At 60.4% G+C, this 26,219-nt stretch carries 21 protein-coding genes; 10 read left to right on the top strand and 11 right to left on the bottom strand.

Annotated features, from left to right (window positions below; translation table 11 throughout):
* Positions 1-85 precede the first annotated feature (85 nt).
* The 3 genes from WB650_RS02705 to WB650_RS02715 are packed head-to-tail and all read left to right on the top strand — an operon-like array spanning position 86 to position 2,669.
* Positions 86-571 (top strand): MaoC family dehydratase, encoded by a 486-nt coding sequence (locus WB650_RS02705; RefSeq protein ID WP_423959333.1) that lies wholly within the window; start codon positions 86-88, stop codon positions 569-571.
* On the top strand, positions 568-1,764 hold the full coding sequence (locus WB650_RS02710) for a CaiB/BaiF CoA transferase family protein (RefSeq protein ID WP_423959335.1): 1,197 nt from the start codon (positions 568-570) through the stop codon (positions 1,762-1,764). The genes WB650_RS02705 and WB650_RS02710 overlap by 4 nt, the downstream gene beginning before the upstream one ends.
* Entirely contained in the window at positions 1,761-2,669 is a 909-nt protein-coding gene (locus tag WB650_RS02715; RefSeq protein ID WP_422303849.1) for an HpcH/HpaI aldolase/citrate lyase family protein, read from the top strand. The genes WB650_RS02710 and WB650_RS02715 overlap by 4 nt, the downstream gene beginning before the upstream one ends.
* A 12-nt stretch (positions 2,670-2,681) precedes the next feature.
* Here the strand turns inward: WB650_RS02715 and WB650_RS02720 are convergent, their stop codons facing one another.
* Entirely contained in the window at positions 2,682-3,611 is a 930-nt protein-coding gene (locus WB650_RS02720) for an extracellular catalytic domain type 1 short-chain-length polyhydroxyalkanoate depolymerase (RefSeq protein ID WP_422303850.1), read from the bottom strand.
* Between the two features lie 123 nt (positions 3,612-3,734).
* On the opposite strand from WB650_RS02720, the gene WB650_RS02725 reads away from it, so the two are divergent.
* Positions 3,735-5,138: an LLM class flavin-dependent oxidoreductase gene (locus WB650_RS02725; protein WP_422303851.1), complete on the top strand. Its 1,404-nt coding sequence runs from the start codon at positions 3,735-3,737 to the stop codon at positions 5,136-5,138.
* Positions 5,139-5,144: 6 nt separating this feature from the next.
* Here the strand turns inward: WB650_RS02725 and WB650_RS02730 are convergent, their stop codons facing one another.
* From WB650_RS02730 to WB650_RS02745, 4 genes are all read right to left on the bottom strand, one after another.
* Positions 5,145-6,296, bottom strand: coding sequence for a CaiB/BaiF CoA transferase family protein (locus tag WB650_RS02730; protein ID WP_422303852.1), 1,152 nt, complete (start codon positions 6,294-6,296; stop codon positions 5,145-5,147).
* 17 nt (positions 6,297-6,313) lie between these two features.
* Positions 6,314-6,919 (bottom strand): glutathione S-transferase family protein, encoded by a 606-nt coding sequence (locus tag WB650_RS02735; RefSeq protein ID WP_422303853.1) that lies wholly within the window; start codon positions 6,917-6,919, stop codon positions 6,314-6,316.
* 160 nt (positions 6,920-7,079) lie between these two features.
* Positions 7,080-11,666 (bottom strand): hypothetical protein, encoded by a 4,587-nt coding sequence (locus WB650_RS02740; RefSeq protein WP_423959338.1) that lies wholly within the window; start codon positions 11,664-11,666, stop codon positions 7,080-7,082.
* A gap of 16 nt (positions 11,667-11,682) precedes the next feature.
* Positions 11,683-11,877 (bottom strand): hypothetical protein, encoded by a 195-nt coding sequence (locus tag WB650_RS02745; protein WP_423959340.1) that lies wholly within the window; start codon positions 11,875-11,877, stop codon positions 11,683-11,685.
* A gap of 21 nt (positions 11,878-11,898) precedes the next feature.
* Here WB650_RS02745 and WB650_RS02750 point away from each other — a divergent pair, with 21 nt between their 5' ends.
* The gene (locus tag WB650_RS02750; protein WP_422303855.1) at positions 11,899-12,636 is read left to right on the top strand and encodes an alpha/beta hydrolase; all 738 of its coding nucleotides are present in this window, start codon (positions 11,899-11,901) and stop codon (positions 12,634-12,636) included.
* On the opposite strand, the gene WB650_RS02755 is transcribed toward WB650_RS02750, so the two are convergent.
* Positions 12,625-14,688 (bottom strand): pyrrolo-quinoline quinone, encoded by a 2,064-nt coding sequence (locus tag WB650_RS02755; protein ID WP_422303856.1) that lies wholly within the window; start codon positions 14,686-14,688, stop codon positions 12,625-12,627. The genes WB650_RS02750 and WB650_RS02755 overlap by 12 nt on opposite strands.
* Before the next feature lie 178 nt (positions 14,689-14,866).
* On the opposite strand from WB650_RS02755, the gene WB650_RS02760 reads away from it, so the two are divergent.
* A complete protein-coding gene (locus WB650_RS02760; RefSeq protein ID WP_422303857.1) occupies positions 14,867-15,838 on the top strand; it encodes an aldo/keto reductase in 972 nt (323 codons plus the stop codon).
* A 188-nt stretch (positions 15,839-16,026) separates the two neighbouring features.
* The gene (locus WB650_RS02765; protein WP_422303858.1) at positions 16,027-16,500 is read left to right on the top strand and encodes a FecR family protein; all 474 of its coding nucleotides are present in this window, start codon (positions 16,027-16,029) and stop codon (positions 16,498-16,500) included.
* A gap of 22 nt (positions 16,501-16,522) precedes the next feature.
* Here WB650_RS02765 and WB650_RS02770 read toward each other — a convergent pair whose 3' ends face one another.
* The 3 genes from WB650_RS02770 to WB650_RS02780 form a co-directional block, all read right to left on the bottom strand.
* Positions 16,523-16,714, bottom strand: a complete 192-nt coding sequence (locus WB650_RS02770) for a hypothetical protein (protein WP_422303859.1) — start codon at positions 16,712-16,714, stop codon at positions 16,523-16,525.
* 114 nt (positions 16,715-16,828) lie between these two features.
* On the bottom strand, positions 16,829-17,857 hold the full coding sequence (locus WB650_RS02775; protein WP_422303860.1) for an amidohydrolase family protein: 1,029 nt from the start codon (positions 17,855-17,857) through the stop codon (positions 16,829-16,831).
* Position 17,858: 1 nt separating this feature from the next.
* A complete protein-coding gene (locus WB650_RS02780; RefSeq protein WP_422303861.1) occupies positions 17,859-18,650 on the bottom strand; it encodes an enoyl-CoA hydratase/isomerase in 792 nt (263 codons plus the stop codon).
* A 106-nt stretch (positions 18,651-18,756) separates the two neighbouring features.
* Between WB650_RS02780 and WB650_RS02785 the strand changes: the two genes are divergently transcribed.
* Both WB650_RS02785 and WB650_RS02790 read left to right on the top strand, forming a co-directional pair.
* Entirely contained in the window at positions 18,757-19,536 is a 780-nt protein-coding gene (locus WB650_RS02785) for an SDR family NAD(P)-dependent oxidoreductase (protein ID WP_423959343.1), read from the top strand.
* Between the two features lie 30 nt (positions 19,537-19,566).
* Positions 19,567-19,950 (top strand): carboxymuconolactone decarboxylase family protein, encoded by a 384-nt coding sequence (locus WB650_RS02790; RefSeq protein ID WP_423959344.1) that lies wholly within the window; start codon positions 19,567-19,569, stop codon positions 19,948-19,950.
* On the opposite strand, the gene ligD is transcribed toward WB650_RS02790, so the two are convergent.
* Together ligD and WB650_RS02800 are read right to left on the bottom strand one after the other, a co-directional pair.
* The gene (gene ligD / locus WB650_RS02795) at positions 19,940-22,600 is read right to left on the bottom strand and encodes a DNA ligase D (RefSeq protein ID WP_423959346.1); all 2,661 of its coding nucleotides are present in this window, start codon (positions 22,598-22,600) and stop codon (positions 19,940-19,942) included. The two genes, WB650_RS02790 and ligD, sit on opposite strands and share 11 nt — an antisense overlap.
* Before the next feature lie 309 nt (positions 22,601-22,909).
* Positions 22,910-23,791 carry a Ku protein gene (locus tag WB650_RS02800; protein WP_422303180.1) on the bottom strand — a complete coding sequence of 294 codons (882 nt, stop codon included), beginning with the start codon at positions 23,789-23,791 and terminating at the stop codon, positions 22,910-22,912.
* A gap of 604 nt (positions 23,792-24,395) precedes the next feature.
* Here WB650_RS02800 and WB650_RS02805 point away from each other — a divergent pair.
* Positions 24,396-26,213, top strand: coding sequence for an AI-2E family transporter (locus WB650_RS02805; RefSeq protein ID WP_423959349.1), 1,818 nt, complete (start codon positions 24,396-24,398; stop codon positions 26,211-26,213).
* Positions 26,214-26,219 lie beyond the last annotated feature (6 nt).

Raw genomic sequence — 26,219 nt, forward strand, 5'->3', positions numbered from 1 at the left:
ACGCAAGGTTGACGAAAATTTTCGAGGGCACTTCCGAAATTCAACTGCGGATTATCTCCGATCGCCTGCTGCCCAAGGTGAGAAAGTGAGTACATCGATCTCGAAGCTGACGGGCGCCGGCAACTACTTCGAAGATTTCGAAGTCGGCGCGAAGATACGTCACGCGCGCGGGACTACCATCGGCGAGATCGAAAATCAGATGCTCACGAAGCTAGTGCTGAACACCGCCGATGGCCACTACAACGAGCATCGCATGCGGTCGACGCAATTCGGCCAGCGCCTCGTCTTCGGGCTCGTGACCGGATCGGTATGCATCGGGCTGGCGACGCAGGATACCGGCGAAAATGCGCTCGCCGAACTCGGCCTCACTGGTATCAGGTTCACCTCGCCGGTTTTTCACGGCGACACGTTGTATGCGTACAGCGAAGTGCTCGAAAAGCGCGACGCCGATCGCGACGACGCCGGCATCGTGCGCTTCAAGCATTGGGGCACCAAGCAGGATGGCACCATCGTCTTCGAAGGCGAGCGCACTGTGTTGATCAAGCGCCGCTCACATTGGGGCAATCGATGAGCGGGCGCACGGGACCGCTGTCGGATGTTCGCGTGCTCGATCTGACGCAAGCGCTGGCGGGTCCTTACTGCACGATGCTGCTGGCCGACCTCGGCGCCGACGTAATCAAAGTCGAGCCGCCCACGGGCGATATGAGCCGGAGCATGGGACCGCATCCCGCGGATCGCGACGGCTGCGACTACGGCGGATACTTCGCGAGCGTCAATCGCAACAAGCGCAGCATCGTGCTCGACCTCAAGACTGACGCGGGCCGCGAGACGCTGTTCAAGCTGGTGAAAACCGCGGATGCGATCGTCGAGAACGCGAAGACCGGCGTGATGGATCGCGCGGGCGTCGGTTACGAGCGTCTCCGCGAAATTAATCCTGCGCTGATCTATGCGGCGATTCGCGGGTTCGGTGATCCGCGCACCGGCGCGAGTCCTTATTCGGATTGGCCCGCGTTCGACATCGTCGCACAGAGCATGGGCGGGTTGGTCGCGGTCACGGGTCCGAATGGGAGTGGCGGCTTCAAAGCTGGGCCGGGCGTCGGTGACATTTATCCCGGCACGCTCGCTGCGCTCGGAGTTGTGTCGGCGATTCATGCGGCGCGACGGACCGGGCAGGGACAATTTCTCGACGTGGCGATGTACGATGCGATTCTCGCGCTGTGTGAGATGATCGTTTACAACTACGCGAGCGGCATTGTCAGAGAGCCCACCGGCAACGGCACCGCGGTGCTGTGTCCGTTCGATATTTTTCCGACGCGCGACGGCGCCGTCGCCATCGCAGCGCCTGGTGAGAATCATTGGAAGATTCTTTGCGAGGCAATCGGCCGGCCCGAACTGGTGACCGACGATCGGACGCGCAACGTCAATCGGCGCGTCGCCAATGCCGAGTTGGTGCGCGGCATTCTCACCGAATGGACGACGGCGCATAGCACCCGCGAAATCGTGGATGCGATCGGCGGCAAGGTGCCGGTTGGCCCGGTCAACACCGCCAAAGATATTTTTGAAGATCCGCATCCGAAGGCGCGCGGGATGCTGGTCGAGGTCGAGCAGCCGGGCAACAATCCGCCACTCGTCATTGCGGGATGTCCGATCAAGCTGACCGGCACACCGTCGGGAATTTACGCGCGCGCGCCGCGGCTCGGCGAGCATACCGATCAGGTGTTGGCTGACGCTGGAATTACAATTGCGCGCAAGGAGCAATCATGACGCTTCGACTAAGACGTTCTGAACTTTCGACACCGGCTTCGAGTCCAAAGATGATCGAGAAGGCGATGGCGACCGCGGCCGACATGGTTTTTCTCGATCTTGAAGATGCGGTCGCGCCGGCGCAAAAGGAAGCCGCGCGCAAGAACGCCGTCGACGCGCTCCGCAATCTCGATTGGGGCACCAAGGTTCGCGCCGTGCGCGTCAACGGTGCCGATACGCACTGGGCGCATGACGATGTGATCGAAGTGGTCGAGGGCGCGGGCGACAAGCTTGACGTCATTATCGTGCCGAAGCCCAAGGCGCCGCGCGACGTCTGGTTCTTCGACACTCTGCTGACGCAGCTTGAGACCAAGCTCAATCTAAAGAAAAAGATTGGTCTTGAGGCGCTGATCGAAGAAAGTGCGGCGCTCGCGCACGTCGAGGAAATTGCCGCGTCGTCGCCGCGGCTCGAGGCGCTTATTTTAGGATTTGGAGATCTCTCAGCCAGCCAGGGTATGCGCTTTGGCGTCGCGAGCGATCCGGCGCTGCGGTATCCCGGCGACATGTGGCATCATGCGCGCGTGCGGATGATCACGGCGTGCCGCACCAACGGTATCGACGCGATAGACGGTCCGTTCGGCAACTTCAAGGATCCTGACGGCTATCGGCGCGAGGCGACGTGGGCAGCGACGCTCGGCGCGGTCGGCAAATGGGCGATACATCCGAGCCAGATCGAAATTGCCAATGACGTGTTCGCGCCGACGCCGCACGAAATCGAAAATGCGCGCAAAATGTCCGAGGCCTACCAGGCCGCGACCCGCGACGGCGCGGGCGCTGCAGGAGCGGGTGGGATGCTCGTTGACGCCGTGGCAGTGCGGATTTTCGAAGGCGTGCTCGAGCGCGCCCGCCTCACCGGTCGCGCTTGAGCCGATGATTGCTCACTTCGGAGTTTGCGACTGGAAGAAGTTCCACATTGTGTCGTCGGCGTTGATGTTGCCGGTGACCGGTCCAAGGAACTTCGTGGCCAGCCAGCCCTGATGAGCGCCCGGCCAGGTGTGTCCGCCGTCCTGCACGATGACGTTCTCGAGCCCGCGCCCGGGCGGACAGGAGTAGGTCTCGACGGTTACCACCAACTGATCGCTCTTCGCGGGCAACTGCGTTTTTTGCGCCGCGCCGCATCCGTTGCGCTTCTGCCAGATCGCGACCGCCTGCGCATTGCTCATCGCGGAACCGCGGTTTCCGAATTGTGGAGCGATCGGTCCGCCGTTGAACGGAACCAGTTTGTCTGCCGTGCCGTGAAAAAAAATGACGGGCATCGGACGCGCCGACGGGCACGCCCCATCGACCGGCTGCGACGCCGCCACCACCGCAATGCCGGCCAGCGCGTCGGGCATCACGCACGCCATGTGTTGCGCCATGAAGCCGCCGTTGGAAATTCCAGCCGCGTAGACGCGCTTGGGATCGATCAGGTCTTGCGCGGTGACCTCCGCCAGCATCGCTTTCATGAACGCGATGTCGTCGGACGTCGACTCATGCCCGATCACGCGGCCGTCGTTCCAATGCTTGTCGATTCCGTTCGGGTACATGACGACCAGGCCGTGCGCTTGCGCGAACGCATCGAAGTTCGAGTAGTGCTCATGCTGGGCGCCAGTGCTGCCGCCCCCGTGCATCATGATGAACGCCGGCAGCCGTTTTCCGTTCTGCCCCGGAGGCACGTAGAGCAGGTAGGTGCGGCTCACTCCGTTCACGTCGATGTTGTGCGAGATAGCATCGCCAGCGACAGCCGGATGCGGCGACAGGATAGCGGCGACCAAAAAGATCGCAGCGAGTATCGCGACGCGCGGAAGCATTCGAGCAAATTTGCGCATGCTCGGATTCTATAGTTCAGCGGGACTTCCCTGCGCCAGACTTGCCAGAATATTCGCCGACCGGCTAACATCTGTTAGGTTAGTCCCAGTTGAACGTAAATCGAGGCCCGCGCGAAGGACTTTATGAGATTTGGACTCTTCTATGAACATCAACTCCCACGCCCGTGGGAGGAAAAGAGCGAGCTGCAACTAATCCAGGACGCGCTCGATCAGATCGAGTTGGCGGACAAGCTCGGCTTCACCAACGTCTGGGAAGTGGAGCATCACTTTCTGGAAGAGTACTCGCACTCGAGCGCGCCCGAGGTGTTTCTCGCAGCGGCGAGTCAGCGCACCACCAAGATGAGGCTCGGCCACGGAATCGTGCTGACCGCGCCCGGCTACAATCATCCCGCGCGTATCGCCGAGCGAATCGCGATGCTCGACCTGGTCTCGAAAGGGCGGGTCGAGTTCGGCTCGGGCGAGTCGGGATCGCTTGCGGAGCTCGGCGGCTTCAATCTCGCGCCTGCGCTGAAACGCGAGATGTGGCGCGAAGGACTCGAGACCGCGCTGCGCTGCATGACTGAGGTCCCGTTCGGCGGCGTCGACGGCAAGTACGTCAAGATGCCGCCGCGCAACGTGGTTCCCAAGCCGGTGCAGAAACCGCATCCTCCCGTGTGGGTCGCATGCTCACGCCGCGAGACGATCCTGCTGGCCGCGGAATGCGGCATCGGCGCCCTGACATTCTCGTTCATCGACCCGGAAGAAGCGGTGCATTGGGTCGGCGACTATCGCAAGACGCTCGCCGAGAAGTGTGTTCCGATTGGCAACGCGATCAATCCCGAGATTTCGTGCGTCACTCCGATGATGTGCCATCAGAGCGAGCGCGAGGCTATCCTGCGCGGGCTCGAGGGCGGCAACTTCTTTGGCTACTCGCTCGGCCACTACTACGTCTTCGGCGACCACAAGCCTGGGGTCTCAAACGTGTGGGAGGAATTCACCAACAAGCGCGCCGAGCGCGGTTACTCGCCCGACGTCGCGATTGCGATGCGTCAGCGCCGGCTGAGCGCCCGGCTCGACAACGATAAAGGCGATCAGCAGGGTCTGCGCGGCGCAGTCGGCACGCCGGATCAGTTGCGCGAGTATTTTCGGCGCTTCGAGAACGCCGGCGTCGATCAGATGATCTTCGTGATGCAGGCGGGGAAGAACCGCCACGAGCACATCATGGAATCGATCGAGTTGTTCGGCAAAGAAGTACTGCCCGAGTTCGCGGAGCGCGACGGCGCTATTCGCGCGAAGAAGATGAAGGAGCTCGAACCGATCATTGAGATGGTGATGAAGCGCAAGCGCTACGATGCGCCGAAGATGCCGGAGGACTACCTGATCGAGGCGCTCCCGAAGCGGCTCATCGAGCAGGTCGGCGGCAGAGAGATGCTCGACAAGCTCGAGGGCGACTCAGCGATCGGCATCCCGCGGCCGCAGAATCTGCAGGAGCGCCTCCAGCAGGGAATCGTCGGGCAGCGCGGACCGAACGGCGAGGGCGCTAAGTAGAAGCCGTCACGCCGGCTTCGGGATCGCGCCGGATTTGCGCAGCGTCTCCAAATCGGAGTTCGCGAAGCCCCAGTCGCGCAATGCTTCCTCGGTATGCTCGCCGGGCTTGGCCGGCGGGCGCTGAATCTTGCTCGGCGTGCGCGAGAATCTCGGCGCCGGCCCCGGCTGCGTCACGCCGCCCTCCTCGATAAAAGTTCCGCGATGCTTGTTGTGCGGATGCTTTGGCGCTTCATCCATGTTGAGCACGGGCGCGAAGCAAATATCGCTGCCCTCCATGATCTTGCACCATTCGTCGCGCGTCTTGCTGCGGAAAATCGTTTTCAGCCGCTCCTTCATCGCGGGCCACTTTTGACGATCCTGTTGATGCGGCAATTCCTGACCCTTCAACCCTGACTTCTCGAGCAGCTCGGCATAGAACTTTCCTTCGATCGATCCGATCGAAACGTACTTGCCGTCTTTGGTTTCGTAAACTTCGTAGTAGTGAGCGCCCGTGTCGAGGATGTTGTCGCCTCGTTCGTTATTCCAAAATCCGGAACCGTGCATGCCGTAAATCGCAGTCATCAATGACGCGGCGCCGTCGACCATCGCGGCGTCGACGACTTGGCCCTTACCGGACTTCTGCGCCTCGAGCAGGCCCGCGACCACTCCCAGAGCCAAGTAGAGCGCGCCACCGCCAAAATCGCCGACAAGATTTAAGGGAGGAACCGGAGCGTCGCCCTTGCGACCGAAACTATGCAGCGCGCCCGACAGCGCGATGTAGTTGATGTCGTGACCGGCGGCATGCGCGAGCGGACCTTCCTGACCCCATCCGGTCATGCGTCCATAGATGAGCCGCGGGTTGCGCTTGAGACAATGGTCGGGGCCGAGGCCGAGCCGCTCGGTCACGCCGGGACGGAAGCCCTCGATCAACGCGTCAGCCTTTTCGACCAGCTTCAGGACGGCCTCGATTGCTTCGGGCTTTTTCAGATCGAACGCGACCGAACGCCGGCCGCGATTGAGCAGGCTGTATTTCTGATCCATCGCGATGCCCAAACCAGCGTCGGCCACACGATCGATTCGCAACACGTCGGCGCCCATGTCCGAGAGCAACATCGCGCACATTGGTCCGGGCCCAATTCCGGCCAGCTCGATGACGCGATAACCTGACAACACTCCCATGATTCTTACCTCTGCGATTACTTAAGCCCGCGGACTTTTTTGTTCGCTTCGCGGCCGAGACACTTCTGCAACCATGCCGATACGTTTGGCCACGCCGACAAATCGAGCTTCATCATCGGTATCCAGCTCATCACCGCCGCGACGTTGAGATCCGCGATCGTAAAATTCTTGCCGAGCAGATATTCCTTGCCTTTGAGCGATTCCTCGAGCGCATTCATCGGCGCCTTCAAGGCTTCGATTGCGGCCAGCGCGGCCTTCTCATCGCGCTGATCGGGCGCTTTCATCACGCGGTTGCGCAGAAGCGTGATCAGGTGCGGCTCGACTTCAGTCATCGCGAAGAAGCTCCACTTGTAAACGTCGGCGCGCCCCGCGGGATCGGACGGCCACAGCGAACCCTTGCCGTATTTGTCGGCCAGGTAGAGATTGATCGCCATCGATTCCCAGACCGTGACGCCGTCGTCTTCGAGCACCGGCACGTGACCGTTGGGATTGAGCTTGAGATGCGCGGCCGATTTGGCCTCAGTCGTCGGCATCGGATTGTGTTCATAGTTCACCCCGAGCTCTTCAAGAGCCCACAAGGACCGTGCGCTGCGCGACCGTGAAGTTCCGTGTAGTTTTGCCATTTTTCAGTCCCTCCGATGCTCGCATCTTACTACCACCGATCGGGATCCTGACAAGCGGCAGGAATCACCCCTGCGCATGATCTTGGGAGGAAGGCGGGCGCTCACGCGCGACGGGACAACGGACGATCGTCCGTCCGACTCAGTTAGGAAAGGGCGCAGCTCAATGCTTGGGCGCTTTTGACTTGCCCTTCAGCCTCACGATGATCGGCTTCTTCTGCTTCGGATCATCGCTCGTGATCGAAATCTGATCGTTGGTCGTTCCTTTTGTGGTCGGCGCGTATTGGACGATCACGATCTCGCTCGAGTGGGGCGGAATCGTGGTCGCTCCGCCGTTGCTTAGGATTGAGAACGGTGGGTCATGCTGCGGCGCGCCGACATTGACCTGCAAAGCGCCGGACCCGTTGTCCCTGATGGTGATGCTCGCGGTCGCGGTCGCGCCCGGAGCCGCATCGAAGTGCAATGTATGCGGCGACACCGCGATCTGACCCGCAGGAGTCGGGGTCGCCGTCGCGGTCCGAGTCGCTGTCGCAGAGGCAGTAGGCGTCGCGGTTACAGTTGCGGTCCGAGTGGATGTCGCGGTCGGACTGGCAGTGGAGGACGCTGTCGCGGTCGCGGTTCGAGTCGTAGTGGCGGTTGGTGTTGCCGTTGCCGTTACGGTCCGAGTGGATGTTGCCGTTGCACTGGCGGTCGGTGTCGAGGTGACTGTGGCCGTTGCGGTTGCGGTTCGAGTCGCTGTCGCAGTGGCGGTCGGCGTTGCCGTAGCCGTCGCAGTCTGAGTCGAGGTTGCCGTCGTTGTCGGCGTGGCAGTCGGAGTTGAGGTAGTCGTTGAAGTTGCAGTTGCAGTCCGAGTCGCCGTTGAAGTTGCGGTGGCCGTCGGCGTCGATGTTGTAGTCGGCGTCGATGTTGCCGTCGCAGTCGCAGTTGCGGTTCGCGTCGCCGTCGAGGTGACGGTGGCAGTCGGCGTTGCAGTTGATGTCGCAGTCTGAGTCGATGTTGCCGTCGGTGTGGACGTCACACTTCGAGTCGCGGTCGCCGTGGCCGTCGGGGAGGAGGTCGCCGTCGCGGTGGCCGTTGGCGTTGAGGTTGTAGTCGATGTTGGCGTCGCAGTGGCGGTCGCTGTCGGAGTCGCGGTAGCCGTGGTGGTTGGCGTTGCCGTCGCGGTCGACGAGGCGGTCGGCGTCGCAGTCACGGTGGTCGTGGCCGTTGGTGTCGCGGTGGAAGTGGCTGTTGCGGTTGCAGTGGCAGTTTTCGTGGCAGTTGCCGTCGGGGTTGCGGTAGCCGTTGCGGTGGCGGTTGGGGTTGCTGTCTGAGTCGCTGTTGAGGTCGCGGTCGACGTGGCCGTTGCCGTCGCCGTCGCGGTTTTAGTTGAAGTTGCAGTCGCGGTTGACGTTGCAGTCAGAGTCGCGGTGGCAGTTGAGGTCGCGGTCGATGTGGCGGTCGGCGTCGCAGTCACAGTGGTCGTGGCCGTTGGTGTCGCGGTGGAAGTGGCTGTTGCGGTTGCAGTGGCAGTTTTCGTGGCAGTTGCCGTCGGGGTTGCTGTTTGAGTCGCTGTTGAGGTCGCGGTCGACGTGGCCGTTGCGGTCGCCGTTTTAGTTGAAGTTGCAGTCGCGGTTGGCGTTGCAGTTACGGTGGCCGTCGCCGTTGGGGTTGCGGTGACCGTCGCCGTCGCTGTGGCAGTTGCGGTCTGAGTTGCGGTCGCAGTGCCCGTCGGCGTTGTAGTCACTGTTGCAGTGGCGGTTGGAGTTGCAGTCAGAGTCGCGGTGGCGGTTGAGGTCGCGGTCGACGTGGCAGTCGCAGTCGCCGTCGCGGTTTTAGTTGAAGTCGCAGTGGCGGTCGGCGTAGCTGTCGAAGTCGCTGTTGCAGTTGGCGTTGCGGTGACCGTTGCCGTCGCCGTTGCCGTCGGCGATGCGGTGGCTGTCACCGTCGCAGTCGAGGTCGCGGTTTTAGTCGCTGTCGCAGTTGAGGTGGCCGTCGCAGTTGACGTCGCAGTCGATGTTGCCGTGGGCGTCGCAGTCCTGGTTGCCGTCGCGGTAGTGGTGGCAGTGGAGGTCGCCGTCGCTGTTGCCGTAGCGGTCGGGGTCGGGGTTGCTGCCGTTGATGTCGCGGTCGGAGTCGGGGTCGGACCCATCGAGCATGGAGCCACCGGTTGGTCATACCCTAGCACGCGGTTGTTGCCGGTGTCGGCGATATAGGCATTGCACGAACCGTCCACCGCGATTCCGACGGGCACCCGGATACCGCCGAACGGGACAGGCGCGCCCAGACTGTCGGCCATGATCCCGTCGTAATCAGGACTGTCGCCCATGAAACTTCCGCCCTGTCCGAAAACCGCAATCGCAGTAAGACTGCCCGAGAGCGATCCTGCATTGGGGAAAACGATGGCGCGGCTGTTGACCGGATCCATCGCGTAAAGATTTTCGTTCGCGTCGACCGCTACGTTGTTGAATCCGCCGAGCCCATAGTCGAGGCTCTGTGCGGTGGGCCCCGTGCCGGAGCAATTATTGGCGGTGAAGCTGCCGGGCGAAGCGGTGCAGGTGCCGAAGGCCTTGTCAGCAATAGTGTCGCCGGGACATCCGGAGCCGTCGCCGGCCGGGGTGCATCCCATCGAGGAGCCGAGCGGATCGAGATACATCAGGAGTCGCGTGATAGTGCCGCCTGATCCGGCGTCTGCCACATACAGGTTGCCCATCGCATCTACGGCGAGGCCGGTCGGTGCATTCAAGGTCGCGTCGCTGGTAGTGCTGCAGCTATTCGATTGAAAGCCGCCGCCGCAGGTGCCGAATACCTGGTTTGCGGTTTGACTCGTCAGCGGCGAGTTGTATTCGAACACCGCCTCCGGATCGCTCAATGACACGTAAAGAGCACCGTTTTTCGGATCGAATGCGACCGCCTCGGGACCACTGAGCATATCGGCGTAGTCTGTCCCGGAGCAGTCGTTCTCGGTGAAGCTGCCGCAGGTGCCGAACACGACGTCGGCGATAGTGTCGCCCGCCGAGCCTGACGGTGTGCCGGGCGGAGTGAGTCTCGGTCCGGTACCGGGCACGAATCCCTGAAATGGATTGTCGTATTCGAGCACGCGGTTGTTGCCGCTATCGACGATATACAAGTTGCTCGAGGTATCGACCGTCATCCCGGCCGGAATTTCGAGAGTGTCGGGACCGGGAACCCCCGGGCCGTTGACGCCGTTGTTACTCGCGGTGTGATAAAAATCGGGCTGTCCGAATACCAGGTCTGCGGGTTGTCCGTTCGTGAAAGTTTTCGCGTCGTACCACGCGAGCACGCGATTCTGGGAGAGTTCATTGCCGGTGCCATCGGCAACGTAGATGTGGTTCGGGGTTGAATGTTGATCGACCGTGACCTGCCACGGCAGGTTGAATCCCTTGCCGTCGACCAGGTTGTAAGTGGAAGTGTCGAATACCGCTTGACCGAGCACGGCCGAGGCGGAGTCACCGGTCGCCGCGAGAGGAGCGCTAAACTTGAGCACTCGATTGTTTCCCAGGTCGGCGGCGAACACGTTGCCTGACGAATCGATCCCGACTCCGGTGGCCTCGCTCATGCACTTCGCCGAGGTTGCACCACAGGAATTGCTCGTGAAGTTTGACATTCCGACGACTGCGTTGGCCGCTGGATCGATGCTCGAAGCCGCCGGCGTGTTGAACTCGAGCACTCGGCTGTTTTCTACGTCGACGATGTAGAGGTTGCCGCTGGTATCGAGCTTGACATCGACCGGCACGGCCAGCGTTTTGGCAGTCGGAGAGCCTGGAACTGTGTTGCTCGTGAAGGTGGTTTGACCAAAGACGCCGTTAGCCGAAAACGAAGTGTTGACTGGAGTCACGCCTGCGGTGAACGGCGCGTTGAATTGCAGCACGCGGTTGTTGCCGGCGTCCGCGATATACACGTTGCCCTCAGCATCGACACCCACACCGCCGCCGCTGGTGCCGAAATCCTGCAGCGTGCAGAGGTTGGTCGCTGAAGCGCTGCCGCCGACATTGCAGGACGTCGTCGTGAAGTTGCCATCCTGCCCGAACACATAGTCCGCCGTTGTATCGCCCGGATGGCCCGATGTGCCCTGCATCCCGCCACCTGCCAGAGGATCCAGATACACCACTACGCGATTGTTGAGTGAGTCGGCCACGTAGAGATCGTGCGTCGTCGGATCAACGCTGACTCCCTCCGGAGAGCACAGCTCTTCGTTGGAGGTGACGGCCCCCTCTCCATGAGTCCCGTTGCAACTGGTGGTCGTGAAGACCGGATTGCCGGAGCCGTCGACCTGGCCGAATACCAGGTTAGCCGACAACTGGTTCTGGCACGGAGTCGTCGCGGTGCAGGTATCCCCAAGTCCGGCGTATGCCATGTATGGGGCGTTGTATTCGACGACGCGACTGTTTTCGAAGTCCGCGATGTACAGGTCGCCGCTGGAATCGACCGCGACTCCCGTGGGGTCGCACAAGTCACTAGCGCTGGTCAGCGTAAAACTTCCCGTGCCGTTGCAGTAGCTGTGAAACATGTCCGGTTGTCCGATCACCAGGTCGGCAGGCTGCCCGTTGGCAAACGAATCGGCGTTGTTCCATCCCAGTACGCGGCTATTAAGACTGTCGGCGATATATAGGTGATTAGGCGTCGAACTCGTATCGACCGCGACACCGTCAGCTTCCGTGATATTCCCGATGCTGCCATCGCTGAAGTTGAATCCGGCGCCATCGACGAAATTTGCGGTATTGAGCGTAAAGACAGCCTGCCCCAGCACTCGATCCGCACTAATGTCAGTCGAAGCTGGTAATGAAGTCACCAGTAGTGTGCTGATAAGGAAAACAAATAGAAGCGAAGGTAATCGCAACCACTTCGATAAAAAGTGTGGTTTCCCCAACATTCGGGAAGTACTCCGGAGTGAGAATTGCGCCACGATACAGAAGAGTAAAGTTTATTACCAGCGCACTAAGAGTAAATTTTTGATACATAAGTTAAAAAATCGTCATCTGTTGAGCGTTAGAAGTCGCCTACTCGCGATAACTGCGCTTGTCGCATTCGCCGCGGGATGCTTTGCGCCGAATCCGACGCGAAAGCCGCGCGACCTCGGCGGCCAGCACGTATCGTTCACCACCTCCGACGGCGTGCTGCTTCGTGGGCATCTGTATGGGACAGGATCGACCGGCGTGATCCTAGCGCACATGTATCCCGCCGATCAGTCCGACTGGACCGACTTCGCGCAGGTGCTCGCGGGGCACGGCTACCAGGCGCTGACCTTCGACTTCCGCGGATTTAAGGAATCGGAGGGAAGATCGGGCACGGAGTTCGCCGGCACCGATCTGCTCGCGGCCTACCAGTTCATGCGCCCGCGCGTATCGCGAATCTTCATAGCAGGCGCGAGTCTCGGTGCCGAGGCCGCGATCCTGGTTGCTGCACGAGAGGACGTGGCGGGAATCATCTGCATTTCCACCCCGACCAGCTTCGGCGGACTGGTGGTCACCGATTCAATCCCTCACGTTCGCGCGCCGATACTCTTCGTAACTTCGGCCGACGATCCGCTGGTCGCAGGGCAGCCTGAAATCCTGTATCGCCTGGCGGTAGCGCCGAAGTCGATGCAAGTTTACCCCGGGCGCGCGCATGGCACCGCGATTCTGTTCGGCCCGTACGGCCCCGAGCTGCAAGCGCTGATGCTTCGCTTTTTCGCTGACAACCCGGGCAACGCATACGGGCCGCAAGCGTCAGGGCTTTAATCCGAACACTGCCACGCTGCTAGGGGTGCCGACGTAAACTTTGCCATTCGCGATCGTCGGCGTGACGAACTTGTTGTCGCTAAAATTGTCGCCGGGCGCTATGCCGCTATTGTACAATTCGGTGGCGAGATTGGTCGCGTCGTAGGCGCGCAAGACTCCCAGAGATCCTTCATTCTGCACAGCCCACACCATTGCATTGCTCGAGCCGTTGGCCGAAATGCTCGGCGTCGATCCCGGGTAGCCGTAGGTTTCGCTGCTAACTGACGTTGGCATCGCGCCGAGCCTGGCCTGCGAAAACGCGAACGCCTGCAGCGGTTCGCTGACTCCGCCATAGTAAAGAGTGAAGTTGAAGTACGCCGGCGCCGACCATTCGCCATTGTCCAATGCGCCGGCGAGAGTTTGGTAAGCGTTGTTGTTATTGGCGGAGTTCCACTTGCCCATGTTGTCGCGATCGACGAGGTAGATGGTGCCATCCTTGCCCGCGCCGACCGCAAGATGCCTGGTCGTGTTGGTCGAGTCGGTCATGTCGGGCAATACCATCGCTCCGCCTGAGCCTAAGTCCGTGTCGCCGGCCGACTCAGGGACCGTGTTGAAAGGCTCGAAGAAATCGGAGACTTGCAATCCGCTCGAGTTGGACAGTTTCAGGAAGCCGTTTCCAAAGTCTCCCTTGGTGGGGAAGCCGTTGGCTTTGACAGTTGTATCCCAAGTCCCGTTCCCGTCCAGAACGTAGATGAAGCCGAGGCTGTCGGCCGCGATTCCTCCGCCAGACTGCCAGATCGCGCCTTCGCTGCCCTTAGGAGTGACATCGATAACCGAAGTCTGTGCCAACGTGTTCTGGTTGTAAGCCATGATCCAGCCGTTGTAGGGCTGGATATCGCAATGCGACGCCCAGGCCGTGATCAACTGGCCATTGAGCAGAAGCAAACCCGCCCGCTCCTTGTACTGCTTCGGATCGAAAGCGGGGCCCGGAGCAAATGTCGCTGAGACCGTGACCGGTCCGCTGAATTCTTCGGCACCGGTAGTGATATCGAGCGCGTGGATACGCTGGAAGTAGGCGCCCGACGTCGTATTCTTGGACATCGCGACCAGGTAAATGGTGCCGTTTGGGCCCGCGCTCGGATCGATCACAGGCGTAGATGTGATACCTATTTCCGGCGTTACCTGACTGCATGCTCGATTATCCGAGGCAGCTTCTCCGGTCCCGAGCACTGAGACTTGCCAAAGCGGGGGGCCGCTGGCGTCGGCGTCGAAGGCGTAAACAGAGTCATTCTCGGTGACGACATAGAGCACGTTATGTGTCCCCTTGCCCGGGATAGCGACCTGCGTCTTGATGAGCGGCTGCGCGTCGACCAATCCGTCAACCGAATCCTGGAACAGCTGGCCAAACGAAGTCTTGACGTTGCTGGGGGTCAGCGTCTGCTCTGTGAGATTTTGCCCGGTCCGCTCGATGTCATTGTGATAGGTCAGCACGTCAGTCGGGACCGCGGATGTCGCCGTTGCAGTGGCCGTCGGGGTGGCAGGTGCGGTTGCGCTGGCCGTCGGTGTCGCAGCAGCCGATGGGCTAACCGTTGGAGTCGGGCCCAACGATCCCTTGGCCGATCCTGAGAGTTTGACCTTTGCCGACGATGCGCCCGAGGTCGCGTTGCTGCTGATTGCGATGCTCGCGGAGAAACTTCCCTTGGTAGTGGGCGCGAACCCTACCTTGATGGTCTCTACCGCGTGCGGCTGAATCAGGGTCGTCCCCTGCCCGGAAGTTATCGTGAAAAACGGGCTCCCGGTTGGCGGCGCGACGGTCACTGAAAGCGCAAGACCGCCGCGGTCCGTGATGGTGAAGGACTTTGTCTGGGTTAGAGTGTTGCTCGATAGATCGATTCTGCTGAACGACAGGCTGCTCTTCGATACCGCGAGCTCGCTCACCGTAGCATCGCCGACGCCGACTTGGGCATGCGCGCCCGCCGCGAACAAAATAACGAGAGCGGCAACCAACGACGCGGTCGCCGCGTGCGCAGCAAATGGGAACGCGAACCGTAATCCACCCCCAATGCTTGTCACGAATCCTCCCGACAGCCAGTCACGAAAACTGTAGCAGTATCGGTGGCGGCGACTCGAATTTTATCGCGAAAGCAATTAACGGATTCGTCCGCCGCCCGCGTTACTGATAGCGCCGAAAATAGCGCTTTCGATCGGCGCGTCGATTCGGCTATTCAATATGAAGACGAGGACATCAATTATGGAAAAGCGAAAACTTGGCAGGCAGGGTCTCGAAGTGTCGGAGCTGGGCCTCGGATGCATGGGGATGTCGCAGTTCTATGGCCCGCGCGACGACAAGGAGTCCGTCGCAACCATCGAGCGCGCAGTCGAGCTCGGGATAAACTTTTTCGACACCGCAGATGTTTACGGAGTCGGGCATAACGAAGAGCTGGTCGGCAAGGCGCTCAAGAAATATCGCGACCGCGTGTTCATCGCGACCAAGTTCGGCAACCAGGTCGCGTCCGACGGCAAGCGCTCGATTAACGGCCGTCCTGAATATGTGCGCTCAGCGTGCGACGCGTCGTTGAAGCGCCTCGGCGTCGATTACATCGATCTCTACTACCAGCATCGCGTCGACAAGAACGTGCCGATCGAAGAGACTGTGGGCGCGATGGCCGAGCTGGTGCGCCAGGGAAAAGTCCGGTACCTCGGCTTGTCGGAGGCCGGCGCAAAAACGATTCGCCGCGCCCACGCGACCCATCCGATAAGCGCGCTGCAGTCGGAATACTCGATCTGGACGCGCGACTATGAAGACGAGGTGATTCCGACGCTGCGCGAGCTCGGCATTGGATTCGTGCCGTTCAGCCCACTCGGCCGCGGCTTCCTCAGTGGCAAGCTTCGCGACTTGCCGGCCGACGACATGCGGCGCAAAGTCTCGCCGCGTTTCGACGACGACAACATGCAGCGGAATCAGAAGGTCGTCGATCGGCTGCAGGAAATCGCGCGCGAGAAGGGAATCACGCCGAGTCAGCTCGCGCTCGCATGGGTGCTCGCGCAGGGCCGCGACATGGTCCCGATCCCCGGCACCAAGCGCCGTACTTATCTCGAGGAGAACGTAGCCGCGGCTAAGATTCAACTCTCGAAGAGCGATCTCGCGCGCATCGAGGAAGTCGCGCCCAAGGGCTTCGCCGCCGGAGGACGCTATCACGACATGAGCACCGTCAACGTCTGAGTTGCCGACTCGGACCGACACCTACGTCTATCACTCAACTTTGAGGTATTTTAGCCACTCCTAAGGCAACTACGGACATATTTAAGCAACATTTAACGTTATTACTCATCACTAGCATCTAACGTGACCAATAAGGTATGTTGGAGAGGAGCCGATCGAGGACCGGGGACCGAAGAGGACTTGAACCCATGCAGAAGCAAAGCCGATCAACTTTTGTGGGCCTCGCAGCGCTTCTTGCACTAGCGACGGCGCTGATGGTGGCAGAACCCGCAGCCTACGCACAGGACACGGTCGGCACGATCACCGAGGTCAGCGGCACCGCGAACGTCCTGCGCGGCGGTTCGAATCTGGCGGCGGCCAAACAAATGCCGATTCAGCTCCACGACCGGATCACCACGCAGGCGGGCAGTTCGGTTATGATCGGGCTGATCGACAATAGCTCACTGCACCTGGGGGAGAATGGGATCCTCACAATCGACGACAGTATGCTAGTCAATGGCGTCGGTGCGCCGAGACAGGTTGGTCTGCTGGGCGGCGAGCTTCATGCAGTGATCAACGGCGCGATGCGCGGCAGCTCGACGACCTTCGAGGTTCATACGCCCAACGCGGTCGGAGCGGTGCGCGGAACCGATTTCAAAATAAGTTACGAGGGCCCGCACTGAAGCGGGATGACTAGCCAAGCGGCTACGCAAAGATGCCGGCGACCATGGTCACGACCCACATGACCGCCATCGCGATGAAAAACGCGGTGACCAGTTCGCCGGTCAGGCGGTTCAGCGCGACTTCCCATCCCGGTATTTCCGAATCCTTCGCGTGATCGATTAGACCGACGGAACGAATTCCGGTCGTGCGGTAGCGGATGAATGTCGTCGCCATTGGTCATCTCCCTCGTTTGCTAGGCCTGTGCCGTCACAAGCAAGGCGTGACAATCGGCGTCACGAATTGTTCAATCGTAAGGAACCGTCGTTTTTCGGGTTCTCGGGCCTCAAATCAAGAATTCGCCAATTTCAGGCGATAAACCTCGGCGGCTGTGCGATGGAATAGCTGCGCCTTTTCGTCCTTTGTGAAACCCGCCGCGATCTTCTTGAACGTGTTCCACAGCACGGCGTATAAGCATGAAACGCGGTCCACCGGGAAGTTGCTCTCGAACATGCATCGTCGCGGCCCGAACTTATCGATCGTATGCAGGTAGTAGTCGCGCGTCGCCGATGCGAGCTCATCCGAGGTCGGCGGTGACGGCTTGCGATGCCAGCCGAAACCGTTCACCGGCATGTTGATTCCCCCGAGTTTGACCACCACGTTGGGGCATCGCGCGAGCTCCGCGATGTTCTTCTTCCATTCGGCGAAGATTTCCGCGCGCCGGCCTTCGTAGGGTCCGATTCCCAGCGGTCCGCCAAAATGATTAAGGATGATCTTCGTATCCGGGAATGCTTTCGCGAGCGCGGTCACCATCGGCATTTGAGGATGGTACTGCCACGCCTCGAAACTGAGACCCAACTCGCTCAACCTGGCAAAGCCTTCGCGAAACTTCGTCGAATCATATAGGTCGGCCGGCGGGTTGGTGTGCGAATTCCGCACGTCGGAACTCGCGTCGAAACCGCCTGCGTGTCGGATTCCACGGAAGCGTGCGGGAGCCGCCGCGATATGCGCCTCGAGCACAGGTACGACTGCGCCTCCCAGCGTCAAGTCCGCGAAGCTGACGATTCCCGCCGCGACTCGAGTATCGCCGTACTGTCCGCTGGCGCTTTGCGCCGCGATGCCGTTGACGAACTCGGTCTCGCCCACCGGGCGCATCGATTCCGGGCCCTCCGCGCGATACATAGACATGCATTCGACAAAGACCGTCGCGAGCACGCGATGCCCGGTGTTGGTGTCGCGCAAAATCTCGTCGAGCATATAGCGACTGCCCGGATGGTCCCACAGGTGATGATGCGGATCGACGATCGGCAGGTCGGGCTCGAGAGGAGCCTCACTTACTTTCGCCAGCCATGCTTCGCGTTCCTGTTCGGTGTTCGCCATATCATTCACCTTTGAACTTCGCGGGACGTTTCTCGAGGAACGCGCGCACGCCTTCGCCGAAGTCTGCCGAATTGCCGGCCTTGCGCTGCATCTGACGCTCGAGATTCAGCTGCTCTTCGTATGTGTTGTCGGTGCTCTCCCAATAGAGCCGCCGAATCAGGCCGAGCGCGATGGTCGGGCCGCTCGCGAGGTCGCGCGCAAACTCCTTCCCCTTGCCAATCAGATCCGCATCATCGAAGACTCGATTGATGAGGCCCCATTCGAGCGCTTTCTCGGCGGGCAGCTTCTCGCCGAGCAGCGAGAGTTCCATCGCGCGCGCCTTTCCGATCAATCGTGGCAGAATCCAGGTCGAGCCGCCGTCGGGAATCAAACCGATGCGCCGAAAGGCTTGCAGGAAATAGGCTGAGCGGCCGCACAGCACCAGGTCGCCCATCAGCGCAAAGCTCATTCCGACGCCAGCCGCCGCACCGTTCACCGCCGTGACGAATGGAATCGGAAGCTCGCGGAGGCGTCGTAGAAACGGATGGTATTGAGTCTCGAGCACCGAGCCGGCGTCGCGCGATCCGCTTGGACCGCCGCCGCTCGGCTGCAAGTTTGCGCCGGCGCAGAAGCCGCGCCCCGCACCCGTCATCAGCATGCATCGCACGCCGTTTTTCGGATCCTCGATCTGGTCAAGCGCCTTCATCAGCCCGCCGAGCATCTCGGCTGAGACGGCGTTCATGACTTCAGGATGGTTGAGGGTTACGATTCCGACCGGGCCGTCGATGTCGAGTTTCACGCGTTCGAATTCCATGGTTCTCTCCGCTGGGTGTTTGAGTCCCTATGCTTCACTATCCCAACTAACATCGGGTGTGATAGCTCGACAATCGGAACGTGTTGATTCGAGATGGAGAGTTGAAATGGAGCCAGTGAAAAAACTCGATCGATCGGTGAAGGGTCGTGCGGTGATCGTCACCGGCGCCGCCAGCGGGATGGGTCGTGCGACCGCTCATCTGTTTGCACAGGAGGGCGCGCTGGTCGCAGTCACCGATATCAATGAAGCGGGAGTCGGACGAGTCGTCGAGGAGATTGCCAAAGCAGGCGGGACCGCGCGCGGATGGCGGCTCGACGTGTCCGACCACGCCGAGATCAAGCGCGTCGTCGGGGAGGTCGCCGCGCACTTCGGCCGACTCGACATCCTGATCAACAACGCCGGCTTCGGCGGCTTCTCTCCGCTCGGCAACGACGATTACGACCTCATCTGGGACCGCACCATCGCTGGCTTGCTGACCGCGCAACAGCGGATGGTCCGCGCTGCGCTGGTGCATCTGCGCAAATCCGACGCGGCGCGCATCGTCAACATCGCATCGACCGAAGGCCTCGGCGCGACTCCCGGCGACAGTCCCTACGCGGTGGCCAAGACCGGAGTGATAGGACTCACGCGCGCGTTGGCGGTCGATCTCGGGCCGGAGGGAATCACAGTAAACTGCATCTGCCCTGGACCGATTCGCACAGCGCTGACCGACGCGATTCCGGAGGAGCACAAGACGATTTTCGCCAAGCGTCGCACCGCGCTGAAGCGATATGGCTTCCCGGAAGAAGTCGCTCATATGACGTTCAGCCTTTGCCTTCCGGCCGCTTCGTACATCACCGGCGCGATCATTCCGGTTGACGGCGGTCTGATGATCCGCAACGCATAACCGTCTATCCATTACCGTGGAGGTGTTCTCATGTCTGACGATTCAGCGAAGAAAGGAATGGAAGTGCGGACGAAATTGTTTGGCGAGAAGGCCGCACAGGACGGCGACCAGTTCCTCCGAAACTTCGACGAGGGGTTCGCCACCTTTCTCAACGAACAATTGTTCGGCACGATCTGGAGTCGTCCCGGCCTTCCGATCAAGTTGCGCTCCCTCCTCACAATGACCGCGCTGATGGCGCTGGGGCGCGGACCGGAGCTGCGACTCCACATGCGCGGAGCATTGAACCTCGGCATCCCGCCCGAAGAAATCAAGGAGTTGATTGTGCACGTCTCGCAGTACAGCGGCGTACCGACCGCTGTGGAAGCTATTCGCGCGTTCAATGAAGTGACCGCGCCTCATAAAGCTAACGAGTAATTGTCGCGGGGCGGCTCTGGGAGCGGCTTAGTAGCGCTTCGAGATGGGGTAAGGCGTCCTCGAGGGTGGCGTGTTCTTCGATTGCGTCGAGGAAGGGGTCGCGCTTCATGCGGGCCATTCGAGCCGGCATGGTTTCGATGTTGTAGATCGTCGGATCCAGCGAGGGCTTCAGTTCCTTCCAGGTCATCGGTGCGGAGACCGGGGCGTGTGGAACCGGGCGGACTGAGAATGTCGCGGCGATAGTCTTGCCGTGGCCCAGCTGCAGGTAATCGATATACACGCGGCCTTTGCGCGTATTTGGATTGCGGTTGATCGTCGCGACTTTAGGTATTCGGTTGACTACTACTTGCGCTACTAACTCCGAGAACATCTTGGCTTGATCGTAAGTATATTTCGGCGCCAGGCCGACTACTACGTGAAGGCCCATCTGGCCTGATGTTTTGAGAACCGGTTCGAGGCCGATCTCGCGCAGGACATTAGCTACTTCACGCGCGACCTCGACTGCATGCATCGTCGTGCTGCCCTTGGGGTCGATGTCGAACAACAGCCAGTCGGGACGTTCGAGATGCTGGATCCGCGACGACCACATGTGAATCGTGATCGCCGCGAGGTTGGCGACGTAGGCGAGCGCTTCTTCGCTGTCGAGGATGAAGTATGAAATCTCGCGCTGTGAATCCTCGGAATAGATCTTCTCGGTGCGAATCCAGGGCGGTGCGAATGCGGGCGCGTCCTTCTGGTAGAACATTTTGCCTTCGATGCCGTCGGGCCATCGCGTCAGCATCACCGGCCGATCTTTCAGGTACGGCAGCATCCATTTCGAAATCGCGCGATAGTATGTAACCAGGTCGCCTTTGGTGTAGCCGTCCTTCGGCCAGAAGACTTTTTCGGGATTGGTGACAGTGGCTTTCGGCGCTGCGGCCTGCGGCGCTGACGTCGCAACTTTGCTGCGGCCCTTGGGTACCTTCACGCCGGCGCTTCCATTTTTTTCAGTAAGATCGTCATCAACCCTATCCGATTGCGGAGCCAGGGCGCCCGGTCCGTCGTAGATGCAGTCGTGCGGATCGACGTCGTCCGCCAGGCCCTCGAAGGTCGGTTGGCGGAGGCCGCCGCTATCGGTCCATTCGGTGAACCGAACCTTGCAGACCAGCTCCGGCCGCACGAAATGCGCGGTTTTTTCAGGAAAGGGTTCCCCAGGGTTTGCTTTGCGAAATGGGGATTCCGCTTGCGCGCGTTCTGCGAGCATCGCATGAATCTTACGCAACTTTTCCTGACTGAAGCCCGAGCCGGCCTTGTCGGTGTAACGCAGCGCGCCGTCAGATTCATATTGACCGAGCAGCAACGCGCCGAAATGAGTTCGAGTTCCGTCGGGGTCGCTGTAGCCGCCGATCACGAAATGTTTGGTCAGCGGACGTTTGATCTTAAGCCAATCGCCGGTGCGGGTGCCGCGATAGGGTGAGTCGCGCAATTTGGCGACGATACCTTCCAGATCGTGCTCCGATATCGCGGCGTAGAAATCCTTGCCGCGACCGATCACGTGATCGCAATAGCGCACCGGGCCGTCACTGTGGATCAACTCGCCGAGAAGGCGCTTGCGCTCTTCCAGAGGGAGCGTGCGCGTGTCGAAACGATCGAAGCCGAGCAAATCGAAGACATGGTAGTTGACGGGGACGGCGAGGCTCAAGCGGGCGATCGAGCGCGCATCGTTGACGTGCATTCTTCGCTGCAGGAGCTGGAAGCTCGGGCGTCCGCGATCGTCGGGAGCGACGATCTCGCCGTCGAGAACGAACCTGTCGAGTGCGATCGAATTCAGCGCGAGCACCACCTCGGGATACCGATTAGTAATATCGGTGCCCTTGCGCGCGTACAAATGAGTATTCTCGCCTTCGCGAATAGCCAGTACGCGTACGCCGTCGTACTTTATTTCGAATAGCCACTTGTCGTTGTCGAAAGGTTCTTCAACTGTCTTGGCGAGGGTCAGTGGGAAGTCCGAGTACTTCAGCTTGGCGCCAAGTTCCGGGAGATGCTTGCGCGCGAGATTGTCGGCGAGCTTGCGCTCGGCGGCCGGCGCGTCGGCGAGCTCTTCGATGGTTAATCCGGAAAGAACGGAGCGCGGATGCGCCTCGAAAACATTTTCAGTGGTGGCGAATTGGTCGCGCTTTTTGATCAGCAGCCAATTCTTCTCGTCCTTGGGATCGCCGTTGCGCCGGCCGCGGGTATGCACGAGCGTGAACGCGCCGTTTAGTTTAAAGCCATGCAGGTTGAGGTCGATTTTTCCGTTGCGGACCGCGTCGGCGGCGTCGCCGGGCGGATCGATGACCTCATAGACGCCGCGGTCCCACACGATGACGGAGCCCGCGCCGTAATTTCCCGGCGGAATGACGCCTTCGAAATCGCCGTATTCCAGCGGATGGTCCTCGACCGCGACCGCGAGATGCTTGTCGGCGGGATTCATCGAGGGACCTCTAGGAACCGCCCAGGAGCGCAGAACGCCGTCCATCTCGAGTCGAAAATCGTAGTGGAGGCGACGCGCGGCGTGCTTCTGTACGACGAAAGTGCCGCCGGTGGTGGGGGTCGGGTTTGGAACCTCGCCTCCGAAGGGTTCGGGAGTGTTTTCGGCGTTCCGTTTGCGCCGGTACTTGGTCAGCGGCATGGTTGGTTGATGGGGATGGATGGCGATTTATACCATCTGTAATGGGTCGGCGATGGATCTACTACCACGGGTAGCTTCGTTCCGTCAGAAATTGTTTTTTGCGCAAGCTGGCATCGCGCGATTTGGGGCGAGCGTGAGAGGCGGGCATCCTGATGGGCGTCCATGTCTTATACTTAGCATGCGAAACGCAGGGCAGTCCGGCTGAATGGTTCACCCTCGAATGTGTGCAGGGTGGGTTGTCGATTATCGAGCCCCTAACCCCTAACCCCTTCCTGGGCGGGAAGGGGACCGGAGAGAAGGAGGGGCGTCCTAGCGGGCGCTTCGTTTGCGGGGGGGTCTTCGGGAGCCGTGGGCTACTTTGCGCTCCTCGGGTTCGGCGGTGGCCGGGGCCTCTTCGCGATCTTCGTTCACCGAGACGCCGCGTTTCTTGAGCGATTCTTTCAGCGCGCTCATCAGGTCGATCACCTTGCCCTGGCGTGCTTCGGGTGCGGGCTCGGTCAACTCGTGGCCCGCCATCTTCTGCTCGGCGGCCTCGATCACGCGCTCGCGATAACTATCTTTGAATTCGTCGGGCTTGAATTTCTTCTGCGTCAGATCATCGAGGAGCCGCTGAGCAAGTCCCAGTTCCGATTCCTTGACCGACGCGTTGGCGCCGTGATCGATTTCACCGAACGATCGGATTTCATCGTTGTAGTACATCGTATGCATCATCAGGCCGCCTTCGTACGGCCGTATGAGCACGACGCGCTCTTTTCCGCGCATCGTAAATTTCGCGACGCCGACTTTGTCTGCCTTGGTCATCGCTTCCTCGAGCAGATGATAGGCTTTGGCGGACGTCGGCTCGCATCCGAGCAGATAGGAATTTTCGAAATAGACGGGGTCGACTTCCGCAGCTGGAATGAACTCGGTTATTTCGACAGCGCGATCGGCCTGCGCCTCGAGCTTCTTGAGTTCCTCGTCGGTGAAGGTGACGTAGCGATCCTTCTCGACCTCGTAACCGCGGACCAGCTCGCTTCGGTCGACGATCTTGTCTTCCTTGGGGCAATAGATCTTCTGCTGAATGCGGCTCATGTCTTTCGCGTGCAGCAGATGGAAGCTGACGGATTTGGAACTCGTGGCCGGGAACAATCGCACTGGAATCGAGACGAGTCCGAAGGTCAGACTGGCAGTAGATATCGAACGAGCCGGCATGGTTGAAACCTCCGCGCGCTCTCAGCGCGAATCTTATCGCGATCCGTTCCCCGGGGGCGCCTGGCGATGAGCTTTCCCCGGACCTGCCTTCTTATATTTCGCGGCGAGCGAAATCCAGTAGGGCAGCGAAATATGCTACTTGAAGATTATCGTTAAAATTCGATCGAGTCACCCGGGCCGAGGAAAATGTATCGATAAAACGAGGCTTTTCGGGCCCTCGAATCCAGTCGAATCGTTTTTCGGTTTGGATGAAATGAATCGGTCATTTCAAAATCGGAGGGTCGCGCCGAAGCCGCGGGGAGGAACGGGTTGAGTGGGTGATGTATGTTAGCGGCTCCGACGCACCCTCCGAGCTATTGGGGCTTAGTGAGCAATCGACGTGCCGGAAATCGAGAATGAAAAAACGTCGCGCGCATCGCTTCGTTCGATCGATTTTACGGCATTGAGTTTTTTGCACTTTCTATAATTCGGAAAAAATTTCCACAAACCCCGGAGTCTGCAACGCGCCGAGCGTCCAGTCCATGCAATCGGCACAGTTACTGATTGGAATAGGTATTGCAGTAAAGGTAGGGCTCGAAATTCATTTTGCGCCTGAGTGGATTCTGTGGCTGAAAGCGAAAAGGAAACGACGGAGAGCTACCAGGAACGCGACGATGAATTCGCGCTGCTTTGGGTGGCCGTACCTGTCTGCGCGCTGATCGTCAGCACCGCGGCATTCTATTTCGCCAGCCCGGTCCTGCTGCCGCTCGCGATCGCATCGATAATGAGCGTGGTCTTCAGCGGGGTCGCGAGTCGTCTCGAACCCTACTGCGGCCGCTTCATCAGCGCCGCAATAGTTGTACTGCTGGTCATAGGCTTCATCGCGGCGCTGGGGTATTTCCTGACGATTCAATTGACCGGAGTCGCCGACCAGGTCTCCGAGTACTCAGACAATATCGGCAACAAGATAGCGGCGCTGGAGAAGAACACGCCGCCATGGCTGCAGCACGTCAAGGAAGCGGTCACCGACGTCCAGCGCCGGGTGGAAAGCGCGAATCCCGCGCCCCGCAAACTTCAGCCCGTGATGGCGATGCCGGCTGCTTCCACGCTCAGCTCGAGTTTGAAGCCGGTCGCGCCGATCGTCGACGCGATCGTCAATACGCTGCTGATAATCGTGCTGCTGTTTTTTCTGCTCTACAGCAGAAAAGATTTGCGCGATCGATTTGTGCGGCTCGCGGCACGGGCCAGAATTCCAGTCGCGGCGCAGGCGCTTGAAACCGCCAGCGATACAGTGGGCCGCTACCTGTTTCTATTTTCGCTGATCAATCTGGTGTACGGCATCGCCACGGGAATGCTGGCCTGGTATCTCGGTCTGCCGGACCCGGCGCTGTGGGGCATGGTCGCATTCCTGTTGCGATTCATTCCGTACGTGGGCGCGGTCAGCTCGGCGTTTCTGCCTGCGCTGGTTGCCTTCGCGATGTTCCCCGGATGGAGCAAGGCGCTCGAGATACTTGGCGGCTTCATACTGCTCGACCAGGTTGCGGCGCAGATTGCCGAGCCGTTTATCATCGGCCACGGAATCGATGTCTCTCCAGTGGCGCTGCTGGTATCGGCGATGTACTGGTCGTGGCTCTGGGGGATACCGGGACTGCTGCTCTCGACCCCGATGACCGCATGCCTGAAAGTCGCGGGCGACTATATTCCGGCGCTGGGATTTCTCTCGATTCTGCTCGGCGCCGATCGTGCGCTCGACGACTATCACGATTTCTACCGGGCGCTACTCGAGCTCAATCCGGAGGGAGCCAGGCAGATCGCGACCCGCTATTGCGATGAGAACGGGCTCGACCGAACCTACGGCGACGTGATTGCTCCCGCACTGGAGCTCGCACGTCAGGAGCGCGCGGAAAATCATATCAGCGAAGAGAACGAGCGGCTGATTTTCGATACGACCCATCAACTGATCGGCGAGCTCGCCAACCGGTTCGCCAACGCGCGGATTTCTCCGAGCGTGAGAGTGCTGGGAGCGATGGCGCCCGGCGACGGGCACTTCCTGAGCTTGCTGATGCTGCTCGAGATGCTGCGCAAGGACGGCGTGGTTGCGAGCTTTTCCGGTGAGAACAAATCACCGGGCGAGATTTGCGACCTGGTTAAACGATTCACGCCCGACTTCGTTTTCGTTTCATGCGTGGCCGAGGAATGCGCCCCCGCTGCGGTTGAACTGGTGAAGGCGATCCGGGCGATCCCGACTCGCGTGCCGATCGTAGCGACCGGACCGGCCGCGAGTGAGCATTCAGAGGAGTTGATCGAGGCGGGCAGTTCTCAAATCTGCGCAAGCAGCAATGAAGCGCGCCGCGCAGTTCGCAGTTTCATTCTGCAGCGCGCGAAGTCCCGAAATCGCTTCGCAACGATACTCCCGCGAAGCTACGCGCGCGGGAACGGCTGACGCTCT

The sequence above is a fragment of the Binatus sp. (SeqCode) genome, assembly GCF_049584895.1.
Classification (GTDB): domain Bacteria; phylum Desulfobacterota; class Binatia; order Binatales; family Binataceae; genus Binatus.